The organism is Pseudomonas sp. GL_135, assembly GCF_057834665.1.
Genome location: NZ_CM174408.1, coordinates 3187052 through 3208212 on the forward strand (window position 1 = coordinate 3187052; position 21161 = coordinate 3208212).

23 protein-coding genes are annotated in these 21161 nt (G+C 62.2%); 14 read left to right on the forward strand and 9 right to left on the reverse strand.

The window, feature by feature from the left end; genetic code table 11:
* The first annotated feature begins 6 nt into the window (after window positions 1–6).
* Window positions 7–1428 carry a sugar porter family MFS transporter gene (locus AC3ISG_RS14050; protein WP_489297222.1) on the forward strand — a complete coding sequence of 474 codons (1422 nt, stop codon included), beginning with the start codon at window positions 7–9 and terminating at the stop codon, window positions 1426–1428.
* 81 nt (window positions 1429–1509) lie between these two features.
* On the opposite strand, the gene AC3ISG_RS14055 is transcribed toward AC3ISG_RS14050, so the two are convergent.
* Window positions 1510–2205, reverse strand: a complete 696-nt coding sequence (locus AC3ISG_RS14055; RefSeq protein ID WP_489297223.1) for a tRNA (adenine(22)-N(1))-methyltransferase — start codon at window positions 2203–2205, stop codon at window positions 1510–1512.
* Window positions 2206–2328: 123 nt separating this feature from the next.
* A complete protein-coding gene (locus AC3ISG_RS14060) occupies window positions 2329–2718 on the reverse strand; it encodes a RidA family protein (RefSeq protein ID WP_122534714.1) in 390 nt (129 codons plus the stop codon).
* Window positions 2719–2847: 129 nt separating this feature from the next.
* Between AC3ISG_RS14060 and AC3ISG_RS14065 the strand changes: the two genes are divergently transcribed.
* The 8 genes from AC3ISG_RS14065 (at window position 2848) to AC3ISG_RS14100 (ending at window position 8600) form a co-directional block, all read left to right on the forward strand.
* Complete coding sequence (locus AC3ISG_RS14065; protein WP_489297224.1) at window positions 2848–3798, forward strand: LysR family transcriptional regulator; 951 nt, start codon at window positions 2848–2850, stop codon at window positions 3796–3798.
* On the forward strand, window positions 3791–4276 hold the full coding sequence (locus AC3ISG_RS14070) for a GNAT family N-acetyltransferase (RefSeq protein ID WP_489297225.1): 486 nt from the start codon (window positions 3791–3793) through the stop codon (window positions 4274–4276). Before AC3ISG_RS14065 ends, AC3ISG_RS14070 begins: the two co-directional genes overlap by 8 nt.
* Window positions 4277–4346: 70 nt before the next feature.
* Window positions 4347–4928, forward strand: coding sequence for a TetR/AcrR family transcriptional regulator (locus AC3ISG_RS14075; RefSeq protein WP_489297226.1), 582 nt, complete (start codon window positions 4347–4349; stop codon window positions 4926–4928).
* A gap of 58 nt (window positions 4929–4986) precedes the next feature.
* Entirely contained in the window at window positions 4987–6090 is a 1104-nt protein-coding gene (locus tag AC3ISG_RS14080) for an alkene reductase (protein WP_489297227.1), read from the forward strand.
* A 114-nt stretch (window positions 6091–6204) separates the two neighbouring features.
* Window positions 6205–6948, forward strand: a complete 744-nt coding sequence (locus AC3ISG_RS14085; RefSeq protein WP_489297228.1) for an SDR family oxidoreductase — start codon at window positions 6205–6207, stop codon at window positions 6946–6948.
* 62 nt (window positions 6949–7010) lie between these two features.
* Window positions 7011–7397 carry a nuclear transport factor 2 family protein gene (locus tag AC3ISG_RS14090; RefSeq protein ID WP_489297229.1) on the forward strand — a complete coding sequence of 129 codons (387 nt, stop codon included), beginning with the start codon at window positions 7011–7013 and terminating at the stop codon, window positions 7395–7397.
* Between the two features lie 127 nt (window positions 7398–7524).
* A complete protein-coding gene (locus AC3ISG_RS14095; RefSeq protein WP_489299540.1) occupies window positions 7525–7965 on the forward strand; it encodes an SRPBCC family protein in 441 nt (146 codons plus the stop codon).
* Window positions 7966–8042: 77 nt separating this feature from the next.
* Window positions 8043–8600, forward strand: coding sequence for an HD domain-containing protein (locus AC3ISG_RS14100; RefSeq protein WP_205483754.1), 558 nt, complete (start codon window positions 8043–8045; stop codon window positions 8598–8600).
* 152 nt (window positions 8601–8752) lie between these two features.
* Here AC3ISG_RS14100 and AC3ISG_RS14105 read toward each other — a convergent pair whose 3' ends face one another.
* The 6 genes from AC3ISG_RS14105 to AC3ISG_RS14130 form a co-directional block, all read right to left on the reverse strand.
* Window positions 8753–9130, reverse strand: a complete 378-nt coding sequence (locus AC3ISG_RS14105) for a VOC family protein (protein WP_489297230.1) — start codon at window positions 9128–9130, stop codon at window positions 8753–8755.
* Between the two features lie 58 nt (window positions 9131–9188).
* On the reverse strand, window positions 9189–10526 hold the full coding sequence (locus tag AC3ISG_RS14110; RefSeq protein ID WP_122534704.1) for an MFS transporter: 1338 nt from the start codon (window positions 10524–10526) through the stop codon (window positions 9189–9191).
* A 108-nt stretch (window positions 10527–10634) separates the two neighbouring features.
* The gene (locus tag AC3ISG_RS14115) at window positions 10635–11573 is read right to left on the reverse strand and encodes a hydroxymethylglutaryl-CoA lyase (RefSeq protein ID WP_122623875.1); all 939 of its coding nucleotides are present in this window, start codon (window positions 11571–11573) and stop codon (window positions 10635–10637) included.
* A complete protein-coding gene (locus tag AC3ISG_RS14120; RefSeq protein WP_489297231.1) occupies window positions 11570–12763 on the reverse strand; it encodes a CaiB/BaiF CoA transferase family protein in 1194 nt (397 codons plus the stop codon). Before AC3ISG_RS14120 ends, AC3ISG_RS14115 begins: the two co-directional genes overlap by 4 nt.
* Before the next feature lie 106 nt (window positions 12764–12869).
* The gene (locus tag AC3ISG_RS14125; protein ID WP_122623873.1) at window positions 12870–13781 is read right to left on the reverse strand and encodes a LysR family transcriptional regulator; all 912 of its coding nucleotides are present in this window, start codon (window positions 13779–13781) and stop codon (window positions 12870–12872) included.
* A gap of 322 nt (window positions 13782–14103) precedes the next feature.
* Complete coding sequence (locus tag AC3ISG_RS14130) at window positions 14104–15084, reverse strand: oxidoreductase (RefSeq protein ID WP_489297232.1); 981 nt, start codon at window positions 15082–15084, stop codon at window positions 14104–14106.
* An 85-nt stretch (window positions 15085–15169) separates the two neighbouring features.
* Here AC3ISG_RS14130 and AC3ISG_RS14135 point away from each other — a divergent pair, with 85 nt between their 5' ends.
* On the forward strand, window positions 15170–16108 hold the full coding sequence (locus AC3ISG_RS14135) for an AraC family transcriptional regulator (protein WP_489297233.1): 939 nt from the start codon (window positions 15170–15172) through the stop codon (window positions 16106–16108).
* Here AC3ISG_RS14135 and AC3ISG_RS14140 read toward each other — a convergent pair.
* On the reverse strand, window positions 16066–16641 hold the full coding sequence (locus AC3ISG_RS14140; protein WP_489297234.1) for a TetR/AcrR family transcriptional regulator: 576 nt from the start codon (window positions 16639–16641) through the stop codon (window positions 16066–16068). The genes AC3ISG_RS14135 and AC3ISG_RS14140 overlap by 43 nt on opposite strands.
* 136 nt (window positions 16642–16777) lie before the next feature.
* Between AC3ISG_RS14140 and AC3ISG_RS14145 the strand changes: the two genes are divergently transcribed.
* From AC3ISG_RS14145 to AC3ISG_RS14160, 4 genes are all read left to right on the forward strand, one after another.
* Window positions 16778–17479: a glutathione S-transferase gene (locus AC3ISG_RS14145; protein WP_489297235.1), complete on the forward strand. Its 702-nt coding sequence runs from the start codon at window positions 16778–16780 to the stop codon at window positions 17477–17479.
* Window positions 17480–17644: 165 nt separating this feature from the next.
* On the forward strand, window positions 17645–19276 hold the full coding sequence (locus AC3ISG_RS14150; RefSeq protein WP_489297236.1) for a methyl-accepting chemotaxis protein: 1632 nt from the start codon (window positions 17645–17647) through the stop codon (window positions 19274–19276).
* A gap of 67 nt (window positions 19277–19343) precedes the next feature.
* On the forward strand, window positions 19344–20339 hold the full coding sequence (locus AC3ISG_RS14155) for an aldo/keto reductase (RefSeq protein WP_489297237.1): 996 nt from the start codon (window positions 19344–19346) through the stop codon (window positions 20337–20339).
* Window positions 20336–20785: a thiol-disulfide oxidoreductase DCC family protein gene (locus tag AC3ISG_RS14160; RefSeq protein WP_489297238.1), complete on the forward strand. Its 450-nt coding sequence runs from the start codon at window positions 20336–20338 to the stop codon at window positions 20783–20785. Before AC3ISG_RS14155 ends, AC3ISG_RS14160 begins: the two co-directional genes overlap by 4 nt.
* The last annotated feature ends 376 nt before the right edge of the window (window positions 20786–21161 follow it).

Consider the following 21161-nt stretch of genomic DNA (forward strand, 5'->3'; position numbering starts at 1 on the left):
GTTTCCATGTCTTCCAGCACCCCATCCGCCGCCATAGGCCAACCAGACGAGCAGCGCACGTCGCCGCGTCGTCTGATTTTCATCTCGGTCCTTGTCGCCACCATGGGCGCACTCGCTTTCGGTTACGACACGGGCATCATCGCGGGCGCCCTGCCCTTCATGACTTTGCCCCTCGATCAGGGCGGTCTAGGCCTGAACCCTGTCAGCGAAGGGCTGATCACTGCATCGCTGATCGTCGGCGCCGCCTTCGGCTCGCTGGCCAGCGGTTACCTGTCCGACCGTTTTGGCCGACGCGTGACCCTGCGCATGCTGTCGCTGTTGTTCATCGTCGGCGCCCTCGGTACAGCCACTGCGCCGTCGGTGCCGTTCATGGTCGCCGCGCGCTTTCTGCTGGGCATCGCCGTTGGCGGTGGGTCGGCCACGGTGCCGGTGTTCATCGCCGAAATCGCCGGGCCTTCCCGTCGCGCGAGACTGGTCAGCCGCAATGAGCTGATGATCGTCAGCGGGCAGTTGCTGGCCTACGTGCTGAGCGCGGTGCTCGCGGCCTTGCTGCACACCCCCGGCATCTGGCGCTACATGCTGGCCATCGCCATGGTCCCGGGCGTTTTGCTGCTGATCGGTACGTTCTTCGTGCCGCCCTCGCCGCGCTGGCTGGCCTCCAAAGGCCGCTTCGATGAAGCGCAGCACGTGCTTGAGCAACTGCGTGACACCAAAGACGCCGCCAAGCGCGAAGTCGAGGAAATGAAAACCCAGGAAAAACAGGCCCACAAGCACGTCGCCGCTCGCGAGTTGCTGCGCCAGCCATGGGTGTTGAAGCTGTTGCTGATCGGTGTCGGGCTGGGCTTTACCGCTCAGTTCACCGGCGTCAACGCGTTCATGTACTACACGCCAATCATCCTCAAACACACCGGCATGGGCACCAACGCTGCGCTGACCGCGACCATCGGCAACGGCATCGTCTCGGTTATCGCGACCTTGCTGGGCATCTGGGCCATCGGCCGTTACGGGCGTCGGCACCTGCTGATGACCGGTCTGGTCATCGTGATCATGATGCAGGCGGCGCTGGGTAGCGTGCTGATGTTCATGCCGCAGAACCTGACCCAGAGCTATGCGGCGCTGGCCTGCATTCTGGTGTTCCTGCTGTTCATGCAGATGTGCATCTCGCCGGTGTACTGGCTGCTGATGTCCGAACTGTTCCCGATGCAGGTCCGTGGCTTGCTGACCGGCACGGCGGTGTCGATGCAGTGGCTGTTCAACGCAACCGTCGCGTTCCTGTTCCCGATCGCGGTGGACACCCTCGGCAACCCGACCTTCTACGTGTTTGCGGCGATCAACATCGGCTCGCTGATCTTCGTCTTCCTGTGCCTGCCGGAAACCAAGGGCAAGTCCCTTGAGCAAATCGAGAAGCACATGAAGAAGGAGCTGTGAGACGAGGTTTCGAGTGCCGGGCCTTGCGTCCGGGACTTTGAAACCGAGTGGCTAAGACCAGAGGGCTGAGACCGCGCACATTCAGCCGAGCAATTCGGTGATCCAGCGTACTTGCTGCTCGGTGTCGTGCAGTTTCTGCTCTGACACCGCGTGCCGCGCACGTTGCAAGTTGGCCAACGTGCGCTGCCTGAAACGCAGCAGGCGCCGCCATTTGTCGAGGAACGCCGGACTGCGTTCGAGCATCAACAGCGGCCCGAAGTACAGCGCTTCAGGGCTGTACACCACTGGCCCGCTGCGTTCGGCAACGATGATTTCGTAGTCGAAGCGGTTCTCCCGCAGGATTTCTTCATGGACGACGCGGTAACCGTTGTCCATCAACCACTGGCGCAGCTCAGGCTCGCCGCCGTTGGGCTGCAGGATCAGGCGCTCGCTTCCATTGAGACGCGATTTGCCCTTCTCGAAGATGTCGCGAATCGTCTCGCCGCCCATGCCGCAGATACTGATTGCGCTGATGCGGTCTTCCGCCTCAATCGCAGCAAGGCCATCGGACAGGCGCACGCGGATTCGTTCCTCGAAGCCGTTCTCGCGCACCGTGCGCTCGGCCGCCCTGAGCGGCGTCGCCGCCACCTCCCCCGCCACGGCCATCGCAATGAGCCCACGGCGCATCAACGCCACCGGCAGATAGGCATGATCGGAGCCGATGTCGGCCAGTCGCGCGCCGGCCGGCACCAGCGCCGCCACCCGCTCCAGACGCCTGGACAATGTGTGTTCGTTCAACGTTTGCAGCCCCTTCTCTCGCCACCGCCCGGCACGACCTGCCGAAACGGGGCGTGAGTCTGTCGGGCGGTGGCGAGGATTTCAACTGCATTGGCGAGTGGCCGGCAGATTGCGCTGCGGGTACTAAGGCAGCTTGGCGATGACCTTGATCTCGAAATCGAAGCCATACAGCCAGGTGACGCCGACGGCCGTGATGGTCGGGTGCGGCGCTTGGCCCCAGAACTCCGGCACCACTTCCCAGGCTTTTTCGAAGGTCGACTGCGGATCCACCATGAACACGGTGACGTCGATCACGTCATCGAAGGTGCAGCCGGCGGCGTTGAGGATGGCATTCAGATTTGTAAATGCCAGCCGGACCTGAGCGCGCAGATCAGGCTCGGGCGAGCCGTCTTCGCGGCTCCCGACCTGGCCCGAGACAAACAGCAGGCCATCGGATTTGATCGCCGGCGAGTAGCGATTGCGCTCATACAACGCGTGGCGGCCGGGCGGGAATACAACGTCACGAACAGTCATGTGCTTCTCCTTCAGCGGAGCGGGATGCTCCGTCGTTTCGATGGGCAGACTGTAGGGCGGCGGATTCGCTGGATAAACCAGCAGCCTTGATCAAGACTGTTTGCATTCCCCAAACAATCAGGTGACGCGATGGACCGTTTCGACGCGATGCAGGCGTTCGTCCGAGTCGTGGAAACCGGCAGCTTCACCAAGGCCGCCGGTACGTTGCACATGAGCAAAACCACGGTGACGCAACTGGTGCAGCAGCTTGAAGCGCGGCTGCGGGTCAAGCTGCTCAACCGCACCACGCGCAAGGTCAATGTCACGGCCGACGGCGCGGTGTTCTACGAACGTGCGCTGCGCGTGCTGGCGGATCTGGACGACGCCGAGACCGGCCTTTCCGCTGCCTCCGCTGCGCCACGTGGGCGGTTGCGTGTGGACGTGCCCAGTCCGTTCGCGCGCATGGTGCTGATCCCGGCGCTGCCGGACTTCAACGCCCGCTACCCCGACATCCAGATCGACCTGGGCGTGAGCGACCGGATGATCGACCTCATCGGCGAGAACGTCGACTGCGTGGTGCGCGGCGGCGAGCTGACTGACCAATCGCTGATGGCCCGGCACATCACCGACTTGCAGCTGGGCGTCTACGCGTCGCCTGCTTATCTGCAGCGCGCGGGCACGCCGACTCATCCCCGTGACCTCGAAGCACTTCAGCACCGCATCGTCGGTTTCCGCTGGGCGCGCACCGGGCAGCCGTTCCCGATGGTGCTGCAACGGGACGGCGAACGGGTTCAGGTGCTAAGCCGCTACTTGCTCACGGTGGACGACGGCAACGCCTACCTCGCGGCAGGTCTTGCCGGCATGGGCGCACTCTGGCTGCCGCAGTACATGGCTCAGCCGTCCGTGCATAGCGGTGAGTTGATCGCGTTGTTCGAGGACTGGCAGCTGGAATCGATGCCCATGTACGTGGCCTTCCCGCCCAACCGGCATATCAGCCTCAAGCTTCGGGTGTTCATCGACTGGGTTGTGGAGTTGATGGGCGACGGGTACAAAAGCCGATCTTCCGCAACGGTTGTACAAGGAGCGACGCGCAATGGATGAAGTGATCAGTTACCGACAAGCCACGGTCGAGGACGTGGCGACGATCTGCGAACTGGGGCAGCTACTTAACGCCATTCACCATGCAGAACGTCCTGATATTTATGCGGCTGAAAGCCGGGATTACCTGCGCGATGCCCCTCACTGGAGCGGGTTTCTGAACAATCCAGAGCAGGTTATTTTCCTGGCGTTTGTCGGGGATCGAGCGGCGGGTTTTGTCAGCGCAGGGATGTTTTCAGCGGGCGGGCCATTGCTGCAGCCGATGGCATTCGCGCGGATCGGTTCGGTGTGCGTGGCCGAGGTTTTCTGGGGCAAAGGCTTGGGCCGTGGGCTCATTGAGCGAGTGCAAGGGTGGGCGCAGGAGCGCGGCGCGCGGGACATTCGCTTGTCGGTGTGGGGCTTCAACACCCATGCGCGGCGGTTGTATGAAGAGCTTGGCTTCGAGACGCGGGCGTTTGAAATGGGCATGCGCCTGACATGAGCACCGTTCATCGCGGGCACCTGCCACTTTGTAGACGACCGGTCAGTTTTGTTTTAAGGTGCTGCGCATTATGAAGAAACCCAACCTGGAAATGCGCCAACACATCATCGACGTCGCCAAGTCGTTGATGACCCATAAGGGCTACACCGCCGTGGGCCTGGCTGAAGTGGTGAGCGCGGCGGGCGTGCCCAAGGGCTCGTTCTACTACTACTTCAAATCGAAGGAAGAGTTCGGCGCCGCGTTGCTCGATGAGTACTTCTCCGAGTACCTGGGCCGCGTCGACACCGTCATGACACGATCAGGCAGCGGCGCTGAAAAGCTGCTGGCCTACTTCGACTACTGGATCGAGACCCAGGGCACCGATCATCCAGAAGGCAAATGCCTGGTGGTCAAGCTGGGCCCGGAAGTCTGCGACCTGTCCGAAGACATGCGCACGGTACTGGAGGCTGGTACGGCGAAGATCATCAAGCGCATCACCGCCTGCGTGAACATGGGCGTGGCAGACGGCAGTCTGCACATCGAAGAAGGCAGCGAAGCCTTCGCCGAAACCCTGTACCAACTGTGGCTGGGCGCTTCCCTTCTGGTGAAGGTCAACAAGTCCACCACGTCCTTCGACACGGCCATGAGCCTGACCCAACGCCTGCTGCGGTAGCAGGCGCTTTTTTTTCAAAGACTGGTAGACGACCGGTCAAATATGCGAGGAATTCTCAATGAGCGATATCAGTAATAACACCGACTTGTTTTCCCCCGTGCAAATGGGCGCCATCGAAATGGCCAACCGCATCGTCATGGCCCCCGTCACCCGCAGCCGCTATGAAGAAGACGGCGTGCCGGGTGAACTGCACGCCACCTACTACGCCCAGCGCGCCACCGCCGGGATGATCGTGGCCGAAGCCACCAACATCTCGGCCCAGGGACGCGGCTATGCAGCGACGCCCGGGATCTGGAGCGAAGAGCAGGTCGCCGGCTGGCGCACAGTCACCGACGCCGTGCACGCGGCCGGCGGCAAGATCGTCAGCCAGCTCTGGCACGTGGGCCGATTCTCCAGCGTGGACCTGCAGCCCAACAGCGAAGCCCCGGTCGCGCCGTCCGCCATTCAGGCCGAGGGCAACACTTACACAGCCAACGGCTTCGTCCCGGTGTCGATGCCCCGTGCACTGGAGACCGACGAAATCCCCGGCATCATCGAGCAGTACAAACTCGCTGCCGAGAACGCCAAGCGCGCAGGGTTCGACGGCGTTGAGGTTCACTCGGCGAACAGCTACCTGCTCGACCAGTTCCTGCGCGACTCGACCAATCAGCGCACCGATCAATACGGCGGGTCGATTGAAAACCGCGCGCGACTGACGCTGGAAGTCACCCAGGCCATCGTCGACATCTGGGGCCACGATCGCGTCGGGATTCGCCTGTCGCCCGTCACGCCGGATGCGGGTAACACGCCGCCGGACAGCAACGTCATGGCATTGCACGGTTACCTGATTCAGCAGTTGAACCGCTTCAATCTGGCGTACCTGCACTTTGTCGAAGGCGCGACCGCCACCTCCCGTGAAGTGCCGGCAGGCGTCGACATGGATGCCTTGAGTGCCCAGTTCAACGGTCCGTTCATTGGCAACAACAACTACGACCTGGACATGGCCGTCGAGCGCCGCGCCCAGGGCAAGATCGACGCCGTCGCGTTCGGTCGTCTGTTCATCTCCAACCCGGACCTGGTCGCGAGGCTGCGCCACGGCGCCGAGCTGACCATCGCCCCGCGTGAAAGCTATTACGGCGGAGGCGCCAAGGGCTACACCGACTGGCCGCTGGGCACTTACTAACAGCGCCGGCAACCGCAGCGCTTTCAGACACCGCATTCACTAACGGCTGAACGGCAAGGCTTTCTCAGGAAAGCCGACGCTGCCCGCACGCCTTGAATTTGAGGAAACATGAAGATGAATTATCTGGACCAGAAAACCGCCATCGTCACCGGCGCGTCGTCAGGCATCGGCGCTGCAACCGCCCGAGCATTGGCCGCCCAAGGGGTTAACGTCGTTGCTGCCGCGCTGGATGAGAAAGGCCTTGCCGCGCTGGTCAGCGAACTCCGCGCAGCGGGATTTGAGGCGTCCAGCTTTGTCACCGACGTGACCGACGCTGAACAGACGCGCGCTTTGGCGCAGTTCGCCAAAGACACCTACGGCTCAGTCGACATCCTGGTCAACAACGCCGGCCTGATGCTGTTCTCCCACTGGGTTGACCTCGTGACCCAGGACTGGAACGCCATGATCGACGTCAACATCAAGGGCTACCTGAACACCATCGCCGCCACCCTGCCCTTCATGCTCGAACAGAAATCCGGGCAGATCCTCAACATGGATTCGGTGGCCGGGCATCAAGTCGGCCCCGGCGCCGGCGTCTACAGCGCGACCAAATTCTTCGTGCAGGCCATGACCGAATCCATGCGCAAGGAGCTGGGCGTGCACCACGGCATCCGCGTCAACACCGTCAGCCCCGGCGTCATCAACACGGGCTGGGCCGACAAAGTCACCGACCCCGCCGGCCGCAAAGCGGCACAAGCGCTGAACGAAATTGCCATCGCGCCAGAAGACATCAGCCGCGCCGTCATCTACGCGCTGAATCAGCCGGCCAACGTCACCGTCAATGACCTGATCATTTCACCTACCCGACAGGACTGGTGAGTGCGCGGCTGTTGCTGCTCGACGCTTTGCCCTATCGAACTCAAAACCTGGAGTACACAGACATGAACAAGAACATCAAAGCCGTTGCCACCCACGACTACAACGCCGTGATCGACACCGCCAGCCGCTACGTTGAAGGGCTGCGGGAAGGCAGTGTTACGACGATCAAGCAGGCCTTTCATGAAGAGGCGGTGATGTACGGTTTCACCAACGGCCAATTGCTGGGCGGGCACATCAGCAACTTGTATGACTTTGTTGAAAGCAACGGTAAAGCAGCGGACATCACGACGCGGCTGGATGTGCTGGCGATTACGCCGACCACGGCCGTGGTGCGGGTGGACATGGAGAAGGACGCCATTGGCGCTGATTACAACGACTACCTGACGTTGATCAAGATCAATGGCGACTGGAAGGTGATTGCCAAGGTTTATCACCAGTTTGAGGGGTAGGTTTTACAGCGATTGTTTTGGACGTAGGCCTCGGGGTTTCGATCTCGGGCTTGCGTGCCGGGTTCTAGCAGTTGGGTATTGAGCGTTTTTTGAGTCGTAGCGGTGTTTATTTTTGGAGTAAGACGTGATGGTTTTAGTTGAATACAGCGCAGGTTTGCCGTGCAGTGCGGATGAGGCGTGGAAGGTGCTGCGGGGGTTTGGCGGAATCGCGGACTGGCATCCGGCGATTGTGAAGAGTCATCTTGAGGGTGAGGCTGGGGGTTTGCGGGTAGGTGCGATCAGGCGGCTAGAGCTTGCGGACGGTGCCGTGTTGCGTGAGCATTTGACTGAGTTTGACGATGGGCTCAGGGCGTTGGCTTATGTGTTTGAGGAGTCGCCGTTGCCGGTGGATGGGTATCGGGCGCAGATTCGCGTGGATGAGGTTGCGGGGTTGGTCGATCGTTGTGTGGTGCGCTGGAGTGCTGGGTTCGAAGTGCGGGAAGCCGGGACTGAGGCGGAATTTGAGGGATTGGTCAGGGAATTGATTGTGCAGGGGCATGAGGGTTTGGAGGGGACGGTTCTGGGTTGATTGTGTCTGGACTGGCAGAACTGATACAAAAGCGATGCATCCCTAATTAGCAAACACCCACTTCAGGAGCGAAACGCTTGACTTCAACCGATCTGCAGCGCCTTTACAACAAAGCCTGGCTGTTCGCCTCCCACGCCCACGTCGGGCAGACGATGAAGGGGGCAGATCTGCCGTACACGACCCATGTCGCGATGGTGGCGAACGAATTGATTTTCGCGGATCGGGAAAGTGACATTGGTGACCTGACCATCGCGATGCCCGCCGCGCTTCTGCACGACGTAATCGAGGATACGGGGACCTCGGAAGAGGCACTGGCTGAGGTGTTCGGCGCCGCTGTCGCCTCGACCGTCGCCTGCCTGAGCAAGAACCTGATCGTGCCCTTCTCGGACGAGGGCTATTTCCAGGCGATCGCGGCGCATTCCCGGGAAGCGGCGGCGATCAAGTTGTGTGACCGGATCACCAACCTCCAGTCCGCGCCATCGACGTGGTCCCTGGAAAAGCGCGCGTCTTATTACGAGGAATCTGCGCAGATTCTGGCGGCGCTCGGGCCTACCAATGACTATTTGAATCGCCGGCTTACCGATGCGATGGCGCGCTACAAATCTTTGCACGTCGATCAGCAGCGGGAAATCTGACGTCCTTTCCGTGTGCAAGGTGAAGCGCTACCCCGGTCACTCATCAAACATGCCGGCACTGCAGCTGTTACAGGCGAACGAGGTAATTGTGGGAGCGAGCTTGCTCGCGAAGACTCCGGTCCATCCGCATGTCTTCAGCGGCAGGAATACTGTCACCGCAGCTCTGAAATCTCGATCAGATTTAAATCGGGATCACGCACGTACACCGACCGAATCGGCCCCGTCGCGCCGGTGCGCTCAACCGGCCCTTCCACGATCGGCCACGCCTCGGCCTGCAAATGCGCGATCACCGCGTCAAGGCTCTGGCTGGCAATGAAGCACAGGTCCAGCGCGCCCGGCACCGGGAGGTGGGCCTTGGGCTCGAATTCGTGACCGCGCTCGTGAACGTTGATCTTCTGGTTGCCATAGCGAAACGCCAGACGACCGCTGCCGAAGGTTTGCAATTCCATGCCCATCACGCGCACGTAGAAGTCTTTACAGGCCTCAATATCGATGGTGGTCAGGACCAGATTGTCAAGGTGATCAATCATTTGCGTGCGCTCCGTGGGCTAATGAGGTCGACCGTCAGGCAGTCTTTCGGCACCGACCTCAGTGTTCGTTCTTGTCCAGCGTTCTCAACTTCTGCGGTAATGCCCACATTAACAGGCCAGCCGCGATCAGGCTGCTGACGCCGATGACGTACAGCGCAGGCGTCGTCGTGCCGGTGAGGTCCTTGATCCCGCCGACCATCACCGGGCTGACGATGCCGCCGAACTGCCCCAACGTGTTGATCAGCGCAATACCGCCCGCCGCGCCGGCACCTGCGCCCGCCAACAGCTTGGGCGGGAGCGTCCAAAAGGCTGGAATGGCGGCGACAATCCCGCCACCGAGCATGGCCAGGGAGACGATCAACAGGCTGGTGTGCTGGGCAAAAAATCCGGCGCTGAAGAAGCCGATAGCCCCAAGCACCATCAGCCCGCAGACGAATTTGCGGCGTTCGCCGCTGGCATCCGAGAGACGCCCGACAACGATCATGCTGATGGCGCCGAAGATGTACGGGATGGCCGTGAGCAGCCCGATGATCACCGGGCTTTCGACACCCGCGCTGCGAATCAGCTGCGGCGCCCAGAAGTTCAGGCCGTAGGACGCCACCTGAATCAGGAAATAAATCAGCCCGAGCATCAGGAAACCCGGCATTTTCAGCGCGGTCAGCAGGGAGCCCCCATGCTTGTTCGGCTCATGCTGAGCGATGCGGCTCGACAGATACGTCTTCTCGGCATCGGTCAGCCAGTGCGCATCCGCGACACGGTCCTTGAGGATCTTCAGTACGGCAAAACCGAGGGCGATACACGGCAGGCCGCCGAGCAGGAACAGCCAGTGCCAGCCACGCAGCTGCATCACGCCGTCCATATGGCCGAGCACCAGCCCCGAGACCGGTGCACCCAGCAGCCCGGCGAAGGCCGAGGCCAGGAACAGAATCGAGGTGATGCGACCCCGGTAGGTCTGCGGGAACCAGAGCGTCAGGTAAAACAGCACGCCCGGCGCGAAACCCGCTTCCATGGCGCCGATGATGAAACGCAGCACATAGAACTGCCATTCGGCGGTGACGAAAACCATCAGCGCCGTGGCGACGCCCCACGACATCATGATGCGGGCAATCCAGCGCCGCGCACCCACCTTGTACAGCATGATGTTGCTCGGCACTTCGAACAGCACGTAGCCGATGACGAACAGGCTCGCCCCCAGCCCGTACGCGGTGTCGCTCAGGCTCAGATCGGTTTGCAGCTGGAACTTGGCAAAGCTGATGTTGATGCGATCAAAAAACGCGAACAGGTAGCAAACCATGATCAACGGCATCAAGCGCCACGCGACCTTGCGGATCAGTGCCTTTTCGGCGCTCACAACCTCGGCGAGGCTGCTGTTCGGGGTCAGAACAGAGACAGTCATTGCGATACTCCAGATCGACTCCCTGAGAGAGCCCTATTGTTTTTGTTGTCTGGACGCGCACGCAGCGGAGCGCGCGCGTTTGTGTGGGAAACCGGGACAGGCGGCGTGTTAGCCGGGCAGGTTTTCCGGCGCCGGGTGAAGATCACGGTTGCGCCCGGCCTTGGCCACCTGCCCCGGCATTTCATGGCCCAGCAGCCCCGGTAAACCGCGCGACAGGACGAGCAGATGCTCCAGGTCAATGCCCGTCTCGATGCCCATCTCATCGCACATATTCACCAGGTCCTCGGTGCAGATATTGCCCGAGGCGCCCGGCGCGAACGGGCAGCCACCGAGCCCGCCCAGCGAGGCATCAAAGCGCCTCGCCCCCGCTTCGTAAGCAGCGAGCACATTGCTCAGCCCCAGGCCGCGGGTGTTGTGAAAATGCAGCGTCAGCGCCGATGCCGGGACACGGGTCAGCACGCGCTGCACCAGCGAAAACACCTGGCGGGGGTTGGCCATGCCAGTGGTGTCGGCCAGGGAAATGCCGTGCATGCCCAACGCTAAATACTCATCCACGATCCGCAGCACACGGTCCTCATCGATGCGGCCCTCGAACGGGCAACCGAACGTGGTGGCAATGGAGCCGTTCAGGCTAAGCCCAGTGCCCGAGGCCAGCGAGACCACCTCGGCGAAGCCCGCCAGGGACTGCTCGCAACCCATGCGCATATTCGCCAGGTTGTGGGTCTGGCTGGCGGACATCACCAGATTCAGCTCATCGGCACCCGCCTCGATGGCCCGCTGGGCACCGCGCAGGTTGGGAATCAGGGCGACGTAGGTCACACCGGGCTGGCGCCGGATGCCGCGGAACACCTCATCCCCGTCACGCAAGGCTGGAATGGCTTTGGGAGAAACAAAAGAACCGGCTTCGATGCGGCTGAAACCGGCGAGAGAAAGTTGGTCGATCAAGGCGATCTTGTCAGCGGTGTCCACCCAGGTCGGCTCGATCTGCAAACCGTCGCGCGGGGACACTTCCTGCACGATCAGGCGCTGGGAGAAGTCGGTGATCATTGCACCACCCCACTGTGCTTGAGCTGCGCAATGTCATCGGCGCTCATGCCCAGCTCGCCGAGCACACTGTCAGTGTGCTGCCCCAGCGCAGGGCCTTGCCAGTTCACGGAGCCTGGGGTTTCCGAGAGTTTCGGCACGATGCCCGGCATCTTCACCTTGGCCCCGCCGGGCAGATCGGCGTCAAGAATCATTCCGCGCGCCTGGTAGTGAGGATCGGCAACGATGTCCGCGACGTTGTAGATCCGTCCCGCCGGCACCTCGGCCGCTTCAAGCGCCTTGAGCACGTCATCAATGGGCAAGGCCGACGACCACGCGCTGATCGCCCCGTCGAGCATATCGCTCTGGGCGGCGCGGCCATCGTTGTGAGCGAACTCGGGATCCTCGGCCAGATCGGCGCGGCCAATGGTCTGCATCAGGCGCTTGAAGATCGGGTCGCTGTTGCCGGCGATGACCACATAGGCACCATCGGCAGTCGGGTAAGTGTTGGACGGCGCAATGCCCGGCAGCGCGCCGCCGCTGCGCTCACGGACGTGGCCGAGCATGTCGTACTCCGGCACCAGGCTTTCCATGACGTTGAACACGCTTTCGGCCAGAGACACGTCGACCACCTGACCATCGCCCTGGCCGGTCTTGACCCGCAACAGCGACATCAGCGCGCCCATCACCGCGTGCATCGACGCCAGCGAATCCCCCAGGCTGACCCCGACCCGCGCCGGGGGCGAACCCGGCGTGCCGGTGGTGTAGCGGATGCCACCCATGGCTTCGCCAATGGCGCCGAAGCCGGGGCGGTCGCGGTACGGGCCGGACTGACCGTAGCCGGAAATTCGCACGAGGGTGAGTTTGGGGTTCAGCGCGTGGAGCACCTCCCAGCCAAGACCCAGCTTTTCGAGGGCTCCGGGCCGCAGGTTCTCGATCAGCACGTCGGCGCTTTCAGCCAGCCGCTTGACGATGTCGATACCTTCGGGAGATTTAAGGTTCAGGGAGAGGGACTTCTTGTTGCGCGACTGCAGGTACCACCACAGCGAGGTGCCTTCGTGCAGCTTTCGCCATTTACGAAGCGGATCGCCCTGCCCCATGGATTCGATTTTGATCACCTCGGCACCGAACTCGCCCAGCAGGCGGGCGGCAAAGGGTGCAGCGATCAGCGTGCCGATTTCAATGACGCGCACGCCTTGAAGGGGGCCTGTCATAGCGGTTACCTCGAGTCTTTCTTGGAATTTGTCGCCAAGACTAGAGGAACGGGGTTGGGCAAATCCAACCGTCAGTTGGCAACGACCGTTCGCAAAACGCGAACGCTCAGCCTCCGTGGCTCTGCAGATGATCGAACAGCAACTGGCTGACCGGCGACAGTGCGGCGGTGTCGCGCATCACCAGAATCAGCGTGCGCCGGGCCCACTCATCGCTCAAGCCTACGGCCCTGAGGCCCAGCGACGGACCGAGCAGATCGAACGCCTTGCGTGGCAGCACGCCGATGCCCATGTCGGCCTGGACCATCCGGCACATGGCATCGAAACCCGGCACGTGGATGCGCACCCGCAGCGGCCTGCCGTGGGCGCGGGCGGCGTTCTGGGTACGCATGTTGATGGAGCTGGCGGCGTGCAGGCCGATGTAGTCGCTGCCGAGTGTGTCCTCGAACGCTACCTGCTGATGCCCGGCGAGCGGGTGATCGTCACGCATCACGACGACCAGTTCGTCGCGGCGATACGGTGCGCTGTGAAGGCCCTGAGTGTCGGTGTCTTCAGAGCAGATGCCGATGTCCGCGACACCGTCGACCAGGCCCTGCACGACGCCGTTGCTGGGCCGCTCTTCGAGATCGACTTTGACCAACTCATGAGTGGCGACGAAGGCGTGCAGGTCTTCCGGCAAGAACTGAATGATGGCCGAGAGGTTGGCCAACATGCGCACATAACCGCGCATGCCCTGCAGGTGCTCGTCGAGTTCAAGGCCCATTTTTTCCAGATCGGAGAGCATCCGCCGGGCATGGTGCAGCATCGTCTCGCCTGCTGCGGTCAACAGCATGCCCTTGGCATTGCGCAGGAAGAGGCCAATGCCGAGCACTTCTTCCAGCTCCATCAGCCGCTTGCTCGCAGCCGACACCGCAATCGCCTCCCGCGCCGCCGCCCGGGTCAGGGTGCCTTCTTCGTACACTGCCACGAACAGCTTGAGGGTAATCAGGTCGAGTCGGCGGATGAGGTTTTTGTGCAGCATGGGACGTACTCGATCAGGGCGCGGCCGAAAGCATACACGTGCTGCTGTTGTGTGGAACCGGCTTTGGCCGGGAACAGGCCAGCGCAAACACCCTCAATTTGCGGTGTGACGAATGATGCCTTCCCGGCTAAAGCCGGTCCCACCAAGCATGCGTCGTGTCGGTGGGATCACCGCAAAACCCGCTGACTGGATGCGGTTTCCTGTAGGACTGGCTTTAGCCGGGAAGAGGCCAGCGCAAACTCCCTCAATTTTGCGGCCTGACAAATGATGCCTTCCCGGCTAAAGCCGGTCCCACCCAGCATGCGCAGTCCCACTGATGGCATCACTCCGGCACGGTCAGTCCCGTCCATTGTTGAGACAGTACCCACAGGCGTTCAGCGAGTCCGGCATCGCTCGCCCAGTTCGCCACACCGGCGCGGCCCGCTTGCGCGTCATGCGGGGCGGCGATGTTGCAGTCTTCGCAATACACGCCGCCCTTGCCGTCCAGCACGGGACTGGTCGCGCACCACAATCCCGTCGCGGCGCCCTGCTCTATTGTTTTGAGCCCCGCGTGAGGGTCCAGCCGTTGGTTGCCCTGCTCGTCCAGCACGCCGAACGCTGCGATCTCCTCGGTGCTGAGGTGGCGGCCCAAGTCAGTCAGTATCTGCCCCGGATGCAGCGAAAACCCGCGCACGCCGTGATCTTTCCCACGGGCATCAAGGGCAACGGCAAACAGCGCATTGGCGGTTTTGGACTGACCGTAGGCCATCCATTTGTCGTAGGGTCGGTGCTGAAAATCGATGTCATCGAAATCGATCCCGGCAATCTGGTGCCCCCGTGAAGACACCGAAATCACCCGCGCGCCGCCGGCGGCCACCAGCACAGGCCAAAGCCCACAGGTCAACCGGTAGTGCCCGAGGTGATTGGTCGCGAACTGGCTCTCGTGGCCGTCGACGTCCCGTGACAGAGGCGAGGCCATCACGCCGGCGCAGTTGATCAACAGCGCGACGGGCTGGCCTTCCCCAACGATTAGACGGCTGAAGGCGCTCACCGAATCGGGGTGAAACAGGTCCATCTCGCGAACGTCGACCAGGTCGGCGCCAGCAATCGCAGCCAGCGCGACACGGGCGCGCTGCAGGTCTCTGGCCGGAACAATGACCCGAGCGCCTGCGGTGACCAGACGTTGGGTGGTGACGAGGCCAAGACCGGAATGACCGCCGGTGACGATGGCGAGCTGGCCCGTGAGGTCGATGCCCGCCATGACTTCGTCGGCGGTGCTGGCGGCATTGAAGGGTGTGTCGATGGGTTGCTGAGGCGTGGACATGCTGTTCTCCCGGATGAGTATCGCGAGAGGGAATTCTTGGCTAAGCTCCCAGGACGAACCAGTCACCTGAATCCGGTTTTCTGTCGTGATCATCCAAAAACCTGAATCTGATCCTCTTTCCGACGTACTGGCATTGGCCGGTTTGCGCGCGGCCTGTTCCGTTCGGCTTCAGGCCGGTGGCGCCTGGGCGCTGCGCTTCAGGCCTATTGAGCTGAAGTTCAACGTCGTGCGCCGGGGCGAATGCTGGCTGCGGATGGACGACGCGCCACCCCGACGGCTGCGCACCGGCGACTGCTTCGTGGTGTCGCGTACGCCCTTCGTCCTGGCGAGCGGGCCGGAGGTGGAGGCGCTGGACGCCGCCGAGGTGTTTTCGGCGTCGGGCGAGTCGGCGCGCTTCGGTGTCGGTGATGAGGTGGAGCTGCTCGGCGGCAGCGTCTCGCTGGTCAGCCCCGGCGCCGTCGAATTGCTCGACATCCTGCCGCCCGCTTTGATCATTCACGCCGAAAATGGCGCCGCGACCTCGTTTGGCTGGCTGCTGGACGAGCTGGACCGGGAATGGCAATCAGGGTTGGCGGGCGCCCAGGCCATGTGCAACGACCTGCTCCGACTGATCTTCATCCATGCGCTGCGTCACCACATCTCGACGGCCAACGCAGCCGAGCTGAAATGGCTGGGCGGGCTGCGCCACCCGTCGATCGCCCCCGTACTGAGGGCGATTCACCGCGCGCCGGAAAGGTCATGGACTCTGGTTGAACTGGCGAGCCTGGCGTGCCTGTCGCGCTCCAGCTTCGCGGCCCTGTTCAAAAACGTGGTGGGCCAGGCACCGGTGGAATACGCCACGCGCTGGCGCATGCAGGTCGCGGCCACACGCTTGCTCGACAGCGTGGACAGTGTCGCGACAGTCGCTGCGTCGCTGGGCTATTTGTCCGATGCGGCGTTTGGTGTGGCCTTCCGCCGCGTGCACGGCCAATCGCCAGGACGTTACCGGCGCGAGACCGTCGGGATCAGCCCGGCGTCGCGGTAGTCCTGAATCAGCGCATCAAACAGCTCGATGTCCGAACGCGTGCGGGCAATCAACTGCGCCCCGGCCACCGCGGTGTATATCGCCAGCGCCCGCCGCTCGCACTGCTCTGCGCTGCCCACTCCCGCCTCCATCAGCCTGTCGGTCAGCCAGGCCACGCTGGCATCGGCGTAGGCTTTTACCTCGCGGCGGATTTCTTCCGGCAGGTCCTCGTGCTCAGCCGCCATGAAGCTGGACAGGCACAGCCGGTTGCCGTTTTGCAGGGAGTCGCGAAAGATCGACGGATACAGTTCCAGGCAGCGCAGCGGGTCCGGGTTCGCCTCGCGGATCGCCTCAAGCGCGCTGGTGGTGTCCTGCCAGTAACGTGCCGCCACCGCAGCGCCCAGCTCGGCCTTGCTCGGGAAGTGGTAGTAGATGCTGGCATTTTTGATGCCGACCGTTTCGCCGATGCTGCGGAAATTGATGCCGCTGTACCCGTGCAACTGCGCCGCCGTTTTCGCAGCGGCCAGAATGGCCTCGCGCGCATTTTCGCTCACGCTGAACTCCTCCAAGGGTCGATTGAGGGGACGCATCCTACTCCTAAACACTTCAACCTGCCAATTGACAGGTAGGGGTTGACAGCGCCTTCGAACGCGCTCAAAGTTTGCCTACCAACTGACAGGCAGACACATTATGACCTCCTCCATACTGCAATCCGATACCTCCGCTCTTCCCATGATGAAAATCCACGACTGGTTCAATGGCCCTTACCCGGCCAGAGTGCGCATCGCCCTGGCAGAGAAAAACCTGCTCCCGCGAATCGAATTCGTATCGGTAAACCTGTGGAAAGGCGAGCACAAGAAACCTGAGTTTCTCGCCATCAATTACTCCGGCACGTTGCCCGTGCTTGAGCTGCAAGACGGCACGCTGATCGCCGAATGCACCGCCATCACCCAGTACCTGGACGCTCTCGTTGGCAGCCCCGACCTCACCGGCGCAACGCCGCTGGAGAAAGGCCGCATTCACATGATGACCAAGCGCGCAGAGATCGAGTTTCTCGACGCGGTCAGCACTTATTTCCATCACGGCACGCCCGGTCTTGGCCCAGAGGTCGAGCTGTACCAGAACGCCGAATGGGGCAACCGAATGCGCGACAAGGCGGTCCGAGGCATGCGCTATTTCGACAGTGTGCTGAAGACGCAGCCCTTTGTGGCCGGCGATTCGTTTTCGATGGCCGATATCGCGGTCTTTGGCGGAATGATCTTCGCTTCGCTGGTGGATCTCGCGGTGCCCGCAGAATGCACGGCGCTGCGGGCCTGGCACGCACGGATGAATGAACGTCCCAGCGTCCAGACCTGGCAGGCGATGGTCGCAGCAGGCCAGGCCCAAGGCTGAATCCCTGACGTTGGCACCCCGAATCCGGGGTGCCAATTGGGGCAAGTCGACCTCACCCAACCGTCGAGCAGTGCATTTCTGCCAAGAAAGAGGTTAATTCGTCATCAAGCTGAACCGATTCAGGTCGATATCCCGGTGATCTCTCTTCCTATGGACAGCCCCGACATGAACCTTAGACGCCTCAACATCGCCCCCCGCTCGCTGATCTGCTTCGGCTTTTTTGCCGTATTGATCGCTGCCGTCGGCCTGTTCTCACTGATGCAATCCTCCCGCCTCAAAGACGCCCGGGATGCCCTGCAGGACAACGTGCTCCCCACCCTTCTCGCCATCGCCGACATCAAAAACGACCTGTTGACCATCCGTCTTGGCAACACCAGCCTGCGTGCTGCGCAAAGTGCCGCGAGTAACGAGTCCGCCATGAAGCGCGTCAGCCAAGGCCGCGGTGATCTCGAGAATGATGTAAAGCGCCTCAAATCACTGCTGATCAGCGAGCGAGGCTTGAATGCCTACGCGCAGATGGAGCGCGACATGCAGGCTTACCTCGCGGTGCACGCGCGCTTTCTCGACGCTGTGGCGCAGAAGCGCGATGACATTATCGTCTCATTGACCGAGCCGTCCGGCGAACAGACCCGCGCGGCCGATACGCTCGCGAAAGACATCGCCACCATCGCCGAGCTGGCCAACGAGAAAATGCACGCCTCGGATGTCGCAGCAGAGGAAAGTTACGATCAGGCCCGCAATGTCATCATCGCCGCGATCGTGATTGCGCTGGCCGCTACCCTGGCCCTGGCCGCGCTGTTCACCCGCAGCCTGGTGGCGCCGATCGCCAAAGCCCTGGCCGTTGCGGAAAACATTGCTGCCAACGATTTGAGCAAGCCAATTCAGGTGGACGGTTCCGATGAGCCGGGTCGCCTGCTGCAAGCGCTGTCGATAATGCAGCAGAACCTGCGCCACACCCTCTCGGAGCTGGGCCACTCGTCCAATCAACTGGCCTCGACCTCCGAAGAAATGACCGCCGTGACCGAGGAATCCCTGCGCGGGGTTCAGCGTCAGAACGACGAAATCAATCAGGCCGCTACGGCCATCAACCAGATGAGCGCCGCGGTGGAAGAAGTCGCCCATAACGCCTCTCTGGCCTCGACGGCGGCGCGCGATTCCAGCGACTCGGCGGAACAGGGTCGTCTGCGGGTCAACGAAACCATTTCGGCGATCAACGAGTTGCACGACTCGGTCGGCGCCACTGCGGATGAAATCAACGGGCTGGCCGGCCAGGTGCAGAACATCAGCGGCGTGCTGGATGTGATTCGCGGTATCGCCGATCAGACCAATCTGCTCGCCCTTAACGCGGCCATCGAAGCCGCTCGCGCGGGCGAAGCCGGACGCGGCTTTGCCGTGGTGGCCGATGAAGTCCGCGCCCTGGCGCACCGCACCCAGCAGTCCACCGCCGAGATCGAAAAGATGATCGCCTCGATTCAGGGCGGCACCCACAAGGCGGTCACGGCCATGGGCCAGAGCAGCGAACGCGCGCGGGTCAGCCTGGACGTTGCCGGTGCCGCCGGGCGTGCCCTCGCCGATATCAAAACCGCCATCGTGCTGATCAACGAGCGCAACGTCAGCATCGCCACGGCCACGGAAGAACAGGCCCAGGTCGCGCGGGAAGTGGATCGCAACCTGACCAGCATTCGCGACCTGTCGCTGCAGACGTCTGCCGGTGCCAATCAGACTTCCGCAGCGAGCAACGAGCTGTCACAACTGGCGGTGGGCCTGAACGGTCTGGTGATGCAATTCAGAACTTAATCGGACGGGAGTGATCGCACCTCTGAGCCGTCTGTTTGCGGCATCAAACGATTTCGGAGGTGAAAGCATGAAGTTTGTGAAGCTGGGTTCCACGGGGCTGGACGTGTCGAGGCTGTGCCTGGGGTGCATGACGTTTGGCGACCCGGACGCCGGCACGCACCCGTGGACGCTGGATGAGGACGCCAGCCGTCCGATCATCAGGCACGCGGTCGAGCAAGGCATCAACTTCTTCGACACGGCCAACAGCTACTCGGCGGGCACCTCGGAAGTCATCGTTGGCAAGCTGCTGAAGGAGTTCACCCGTCGCGAAGAAACCGTCATCGCGACCAAGGTGTTTTTTCCGGCCAACATGTGGGAAGGCTCCAAACGGCCCAACGAACAGGGACTGTCGAGGAAAGCCATCATGGCCAACATCGACGCCAGCCTGACGCGGCTGGGCACCGACTACGTCGACCTGTACCAGATTCATCGCTGGGATTATCACACCCCCATCGAAGAAACCATGGAAGCGCTGAACGACGTGGTACGGGCCGGCAAGGCGCGCTACATCGGCGCGTCGTCGATGTTCGCCTGGCAGTTCGCCAAGGCTCAGCAGGTCGCGGCGGCCAACGGCTGGAGCCGCTTTGTGTCCATGCAGAACTACCTCAATCTGGTGTACCGCGAAGAACAGCGCGAAATGATTCCGCTGTGCCTGGATCAGGGCGTCGGCCTGATGCCATGGAGCCCGATGGCCCGTGGCAGACTCACCCGGCCCCACGGTCAGCAGACCGAACGCACCAAGACCGACATCTCTGGCCAGTCGTTTTACGAGGGGACGGAAGCCGAGGATGGTCGCGTCATCGACGTGGTCGAGCAGATTGCCGGCGAGCGTAGCGTGCCCATGGCGCAGGTCGCGCTGGCGTGGGTGTTGGCCCAGCGTGGCGTGTCGGCGCCAATAGTCGGGGCTTCCAAGCCGCACCATCTGGACGATGCGATCGCGGCGCTGGAGCTGGTCCTCAGCGATGACGAAGTGAAACGCCTTGAGGCGCCCTACGTTCCTCACGCCGTGACGGGCTTCGCGTGAAGCCCAACGGTCATTCCGGGCTTGCCACCGGCCGGGCCGTCGTCTTGTTCGACGGCACCTGCAAGCTCTGCAATGGCTGGGCGACTTTCATCATCCGCCAGGACCGCGAGCACCGACTGACGCTGGCCGCCGTGCAGTCGCCCGAGGGTCAGGCGCTGCTGAAATGGGCGGGATTGCCCCAGGATCAGTTCAACACCATCGTGCTGGTGGAAAACGACCGCTTCTATGTGCGCTCGGACGCGATGTTCAAGATCCTTGCCCACCTGCCCGCGCGATGGCACTGGCTGCTTCTGGCACGGCTATTCCCGAGGGTCTTACGGGACTGGCTGTACGACAAGATCGCGCTGAACCGCTACCAGCTGTTTGGCCGTTACGACACGTGTCGCTTGCCCGCTGCGGATCACCCCGATCGCTTCCTGGGCAAGAACGCCCTCAACAACCGATAAATCTTCAGCGGCTGAAATGCCGTCTTCGTGAGCAAGCTCACTCCCACACGTCCTGCGCATTGCTTAAAATCTCAAGCCGTCCCGCGATCCCGTCGGAGCACTCCCGCACCTCTTGCCCATGACTCGAAAGCTCAAGCCGTTCCGCGATCCCGTGGAAGCACTCCCACACGCCTTGCCCATCACTCGAAATCTCGAGCCGTTCCTCGATCCCGTGGGAGCGAGCTTGCTCGCGAAGGCCATCTTCAGTCCGCGGAGAAAGTGGCCAAATGTCCCGGCCCCTTCGTGAGCGAGCTCACTCCCGCACGTTTTGGGCGTGGCTCGAGATCTCGAGTCAGCCTCACCTCGAAAAATCCCACTATGTGGGACTGGCAATCAC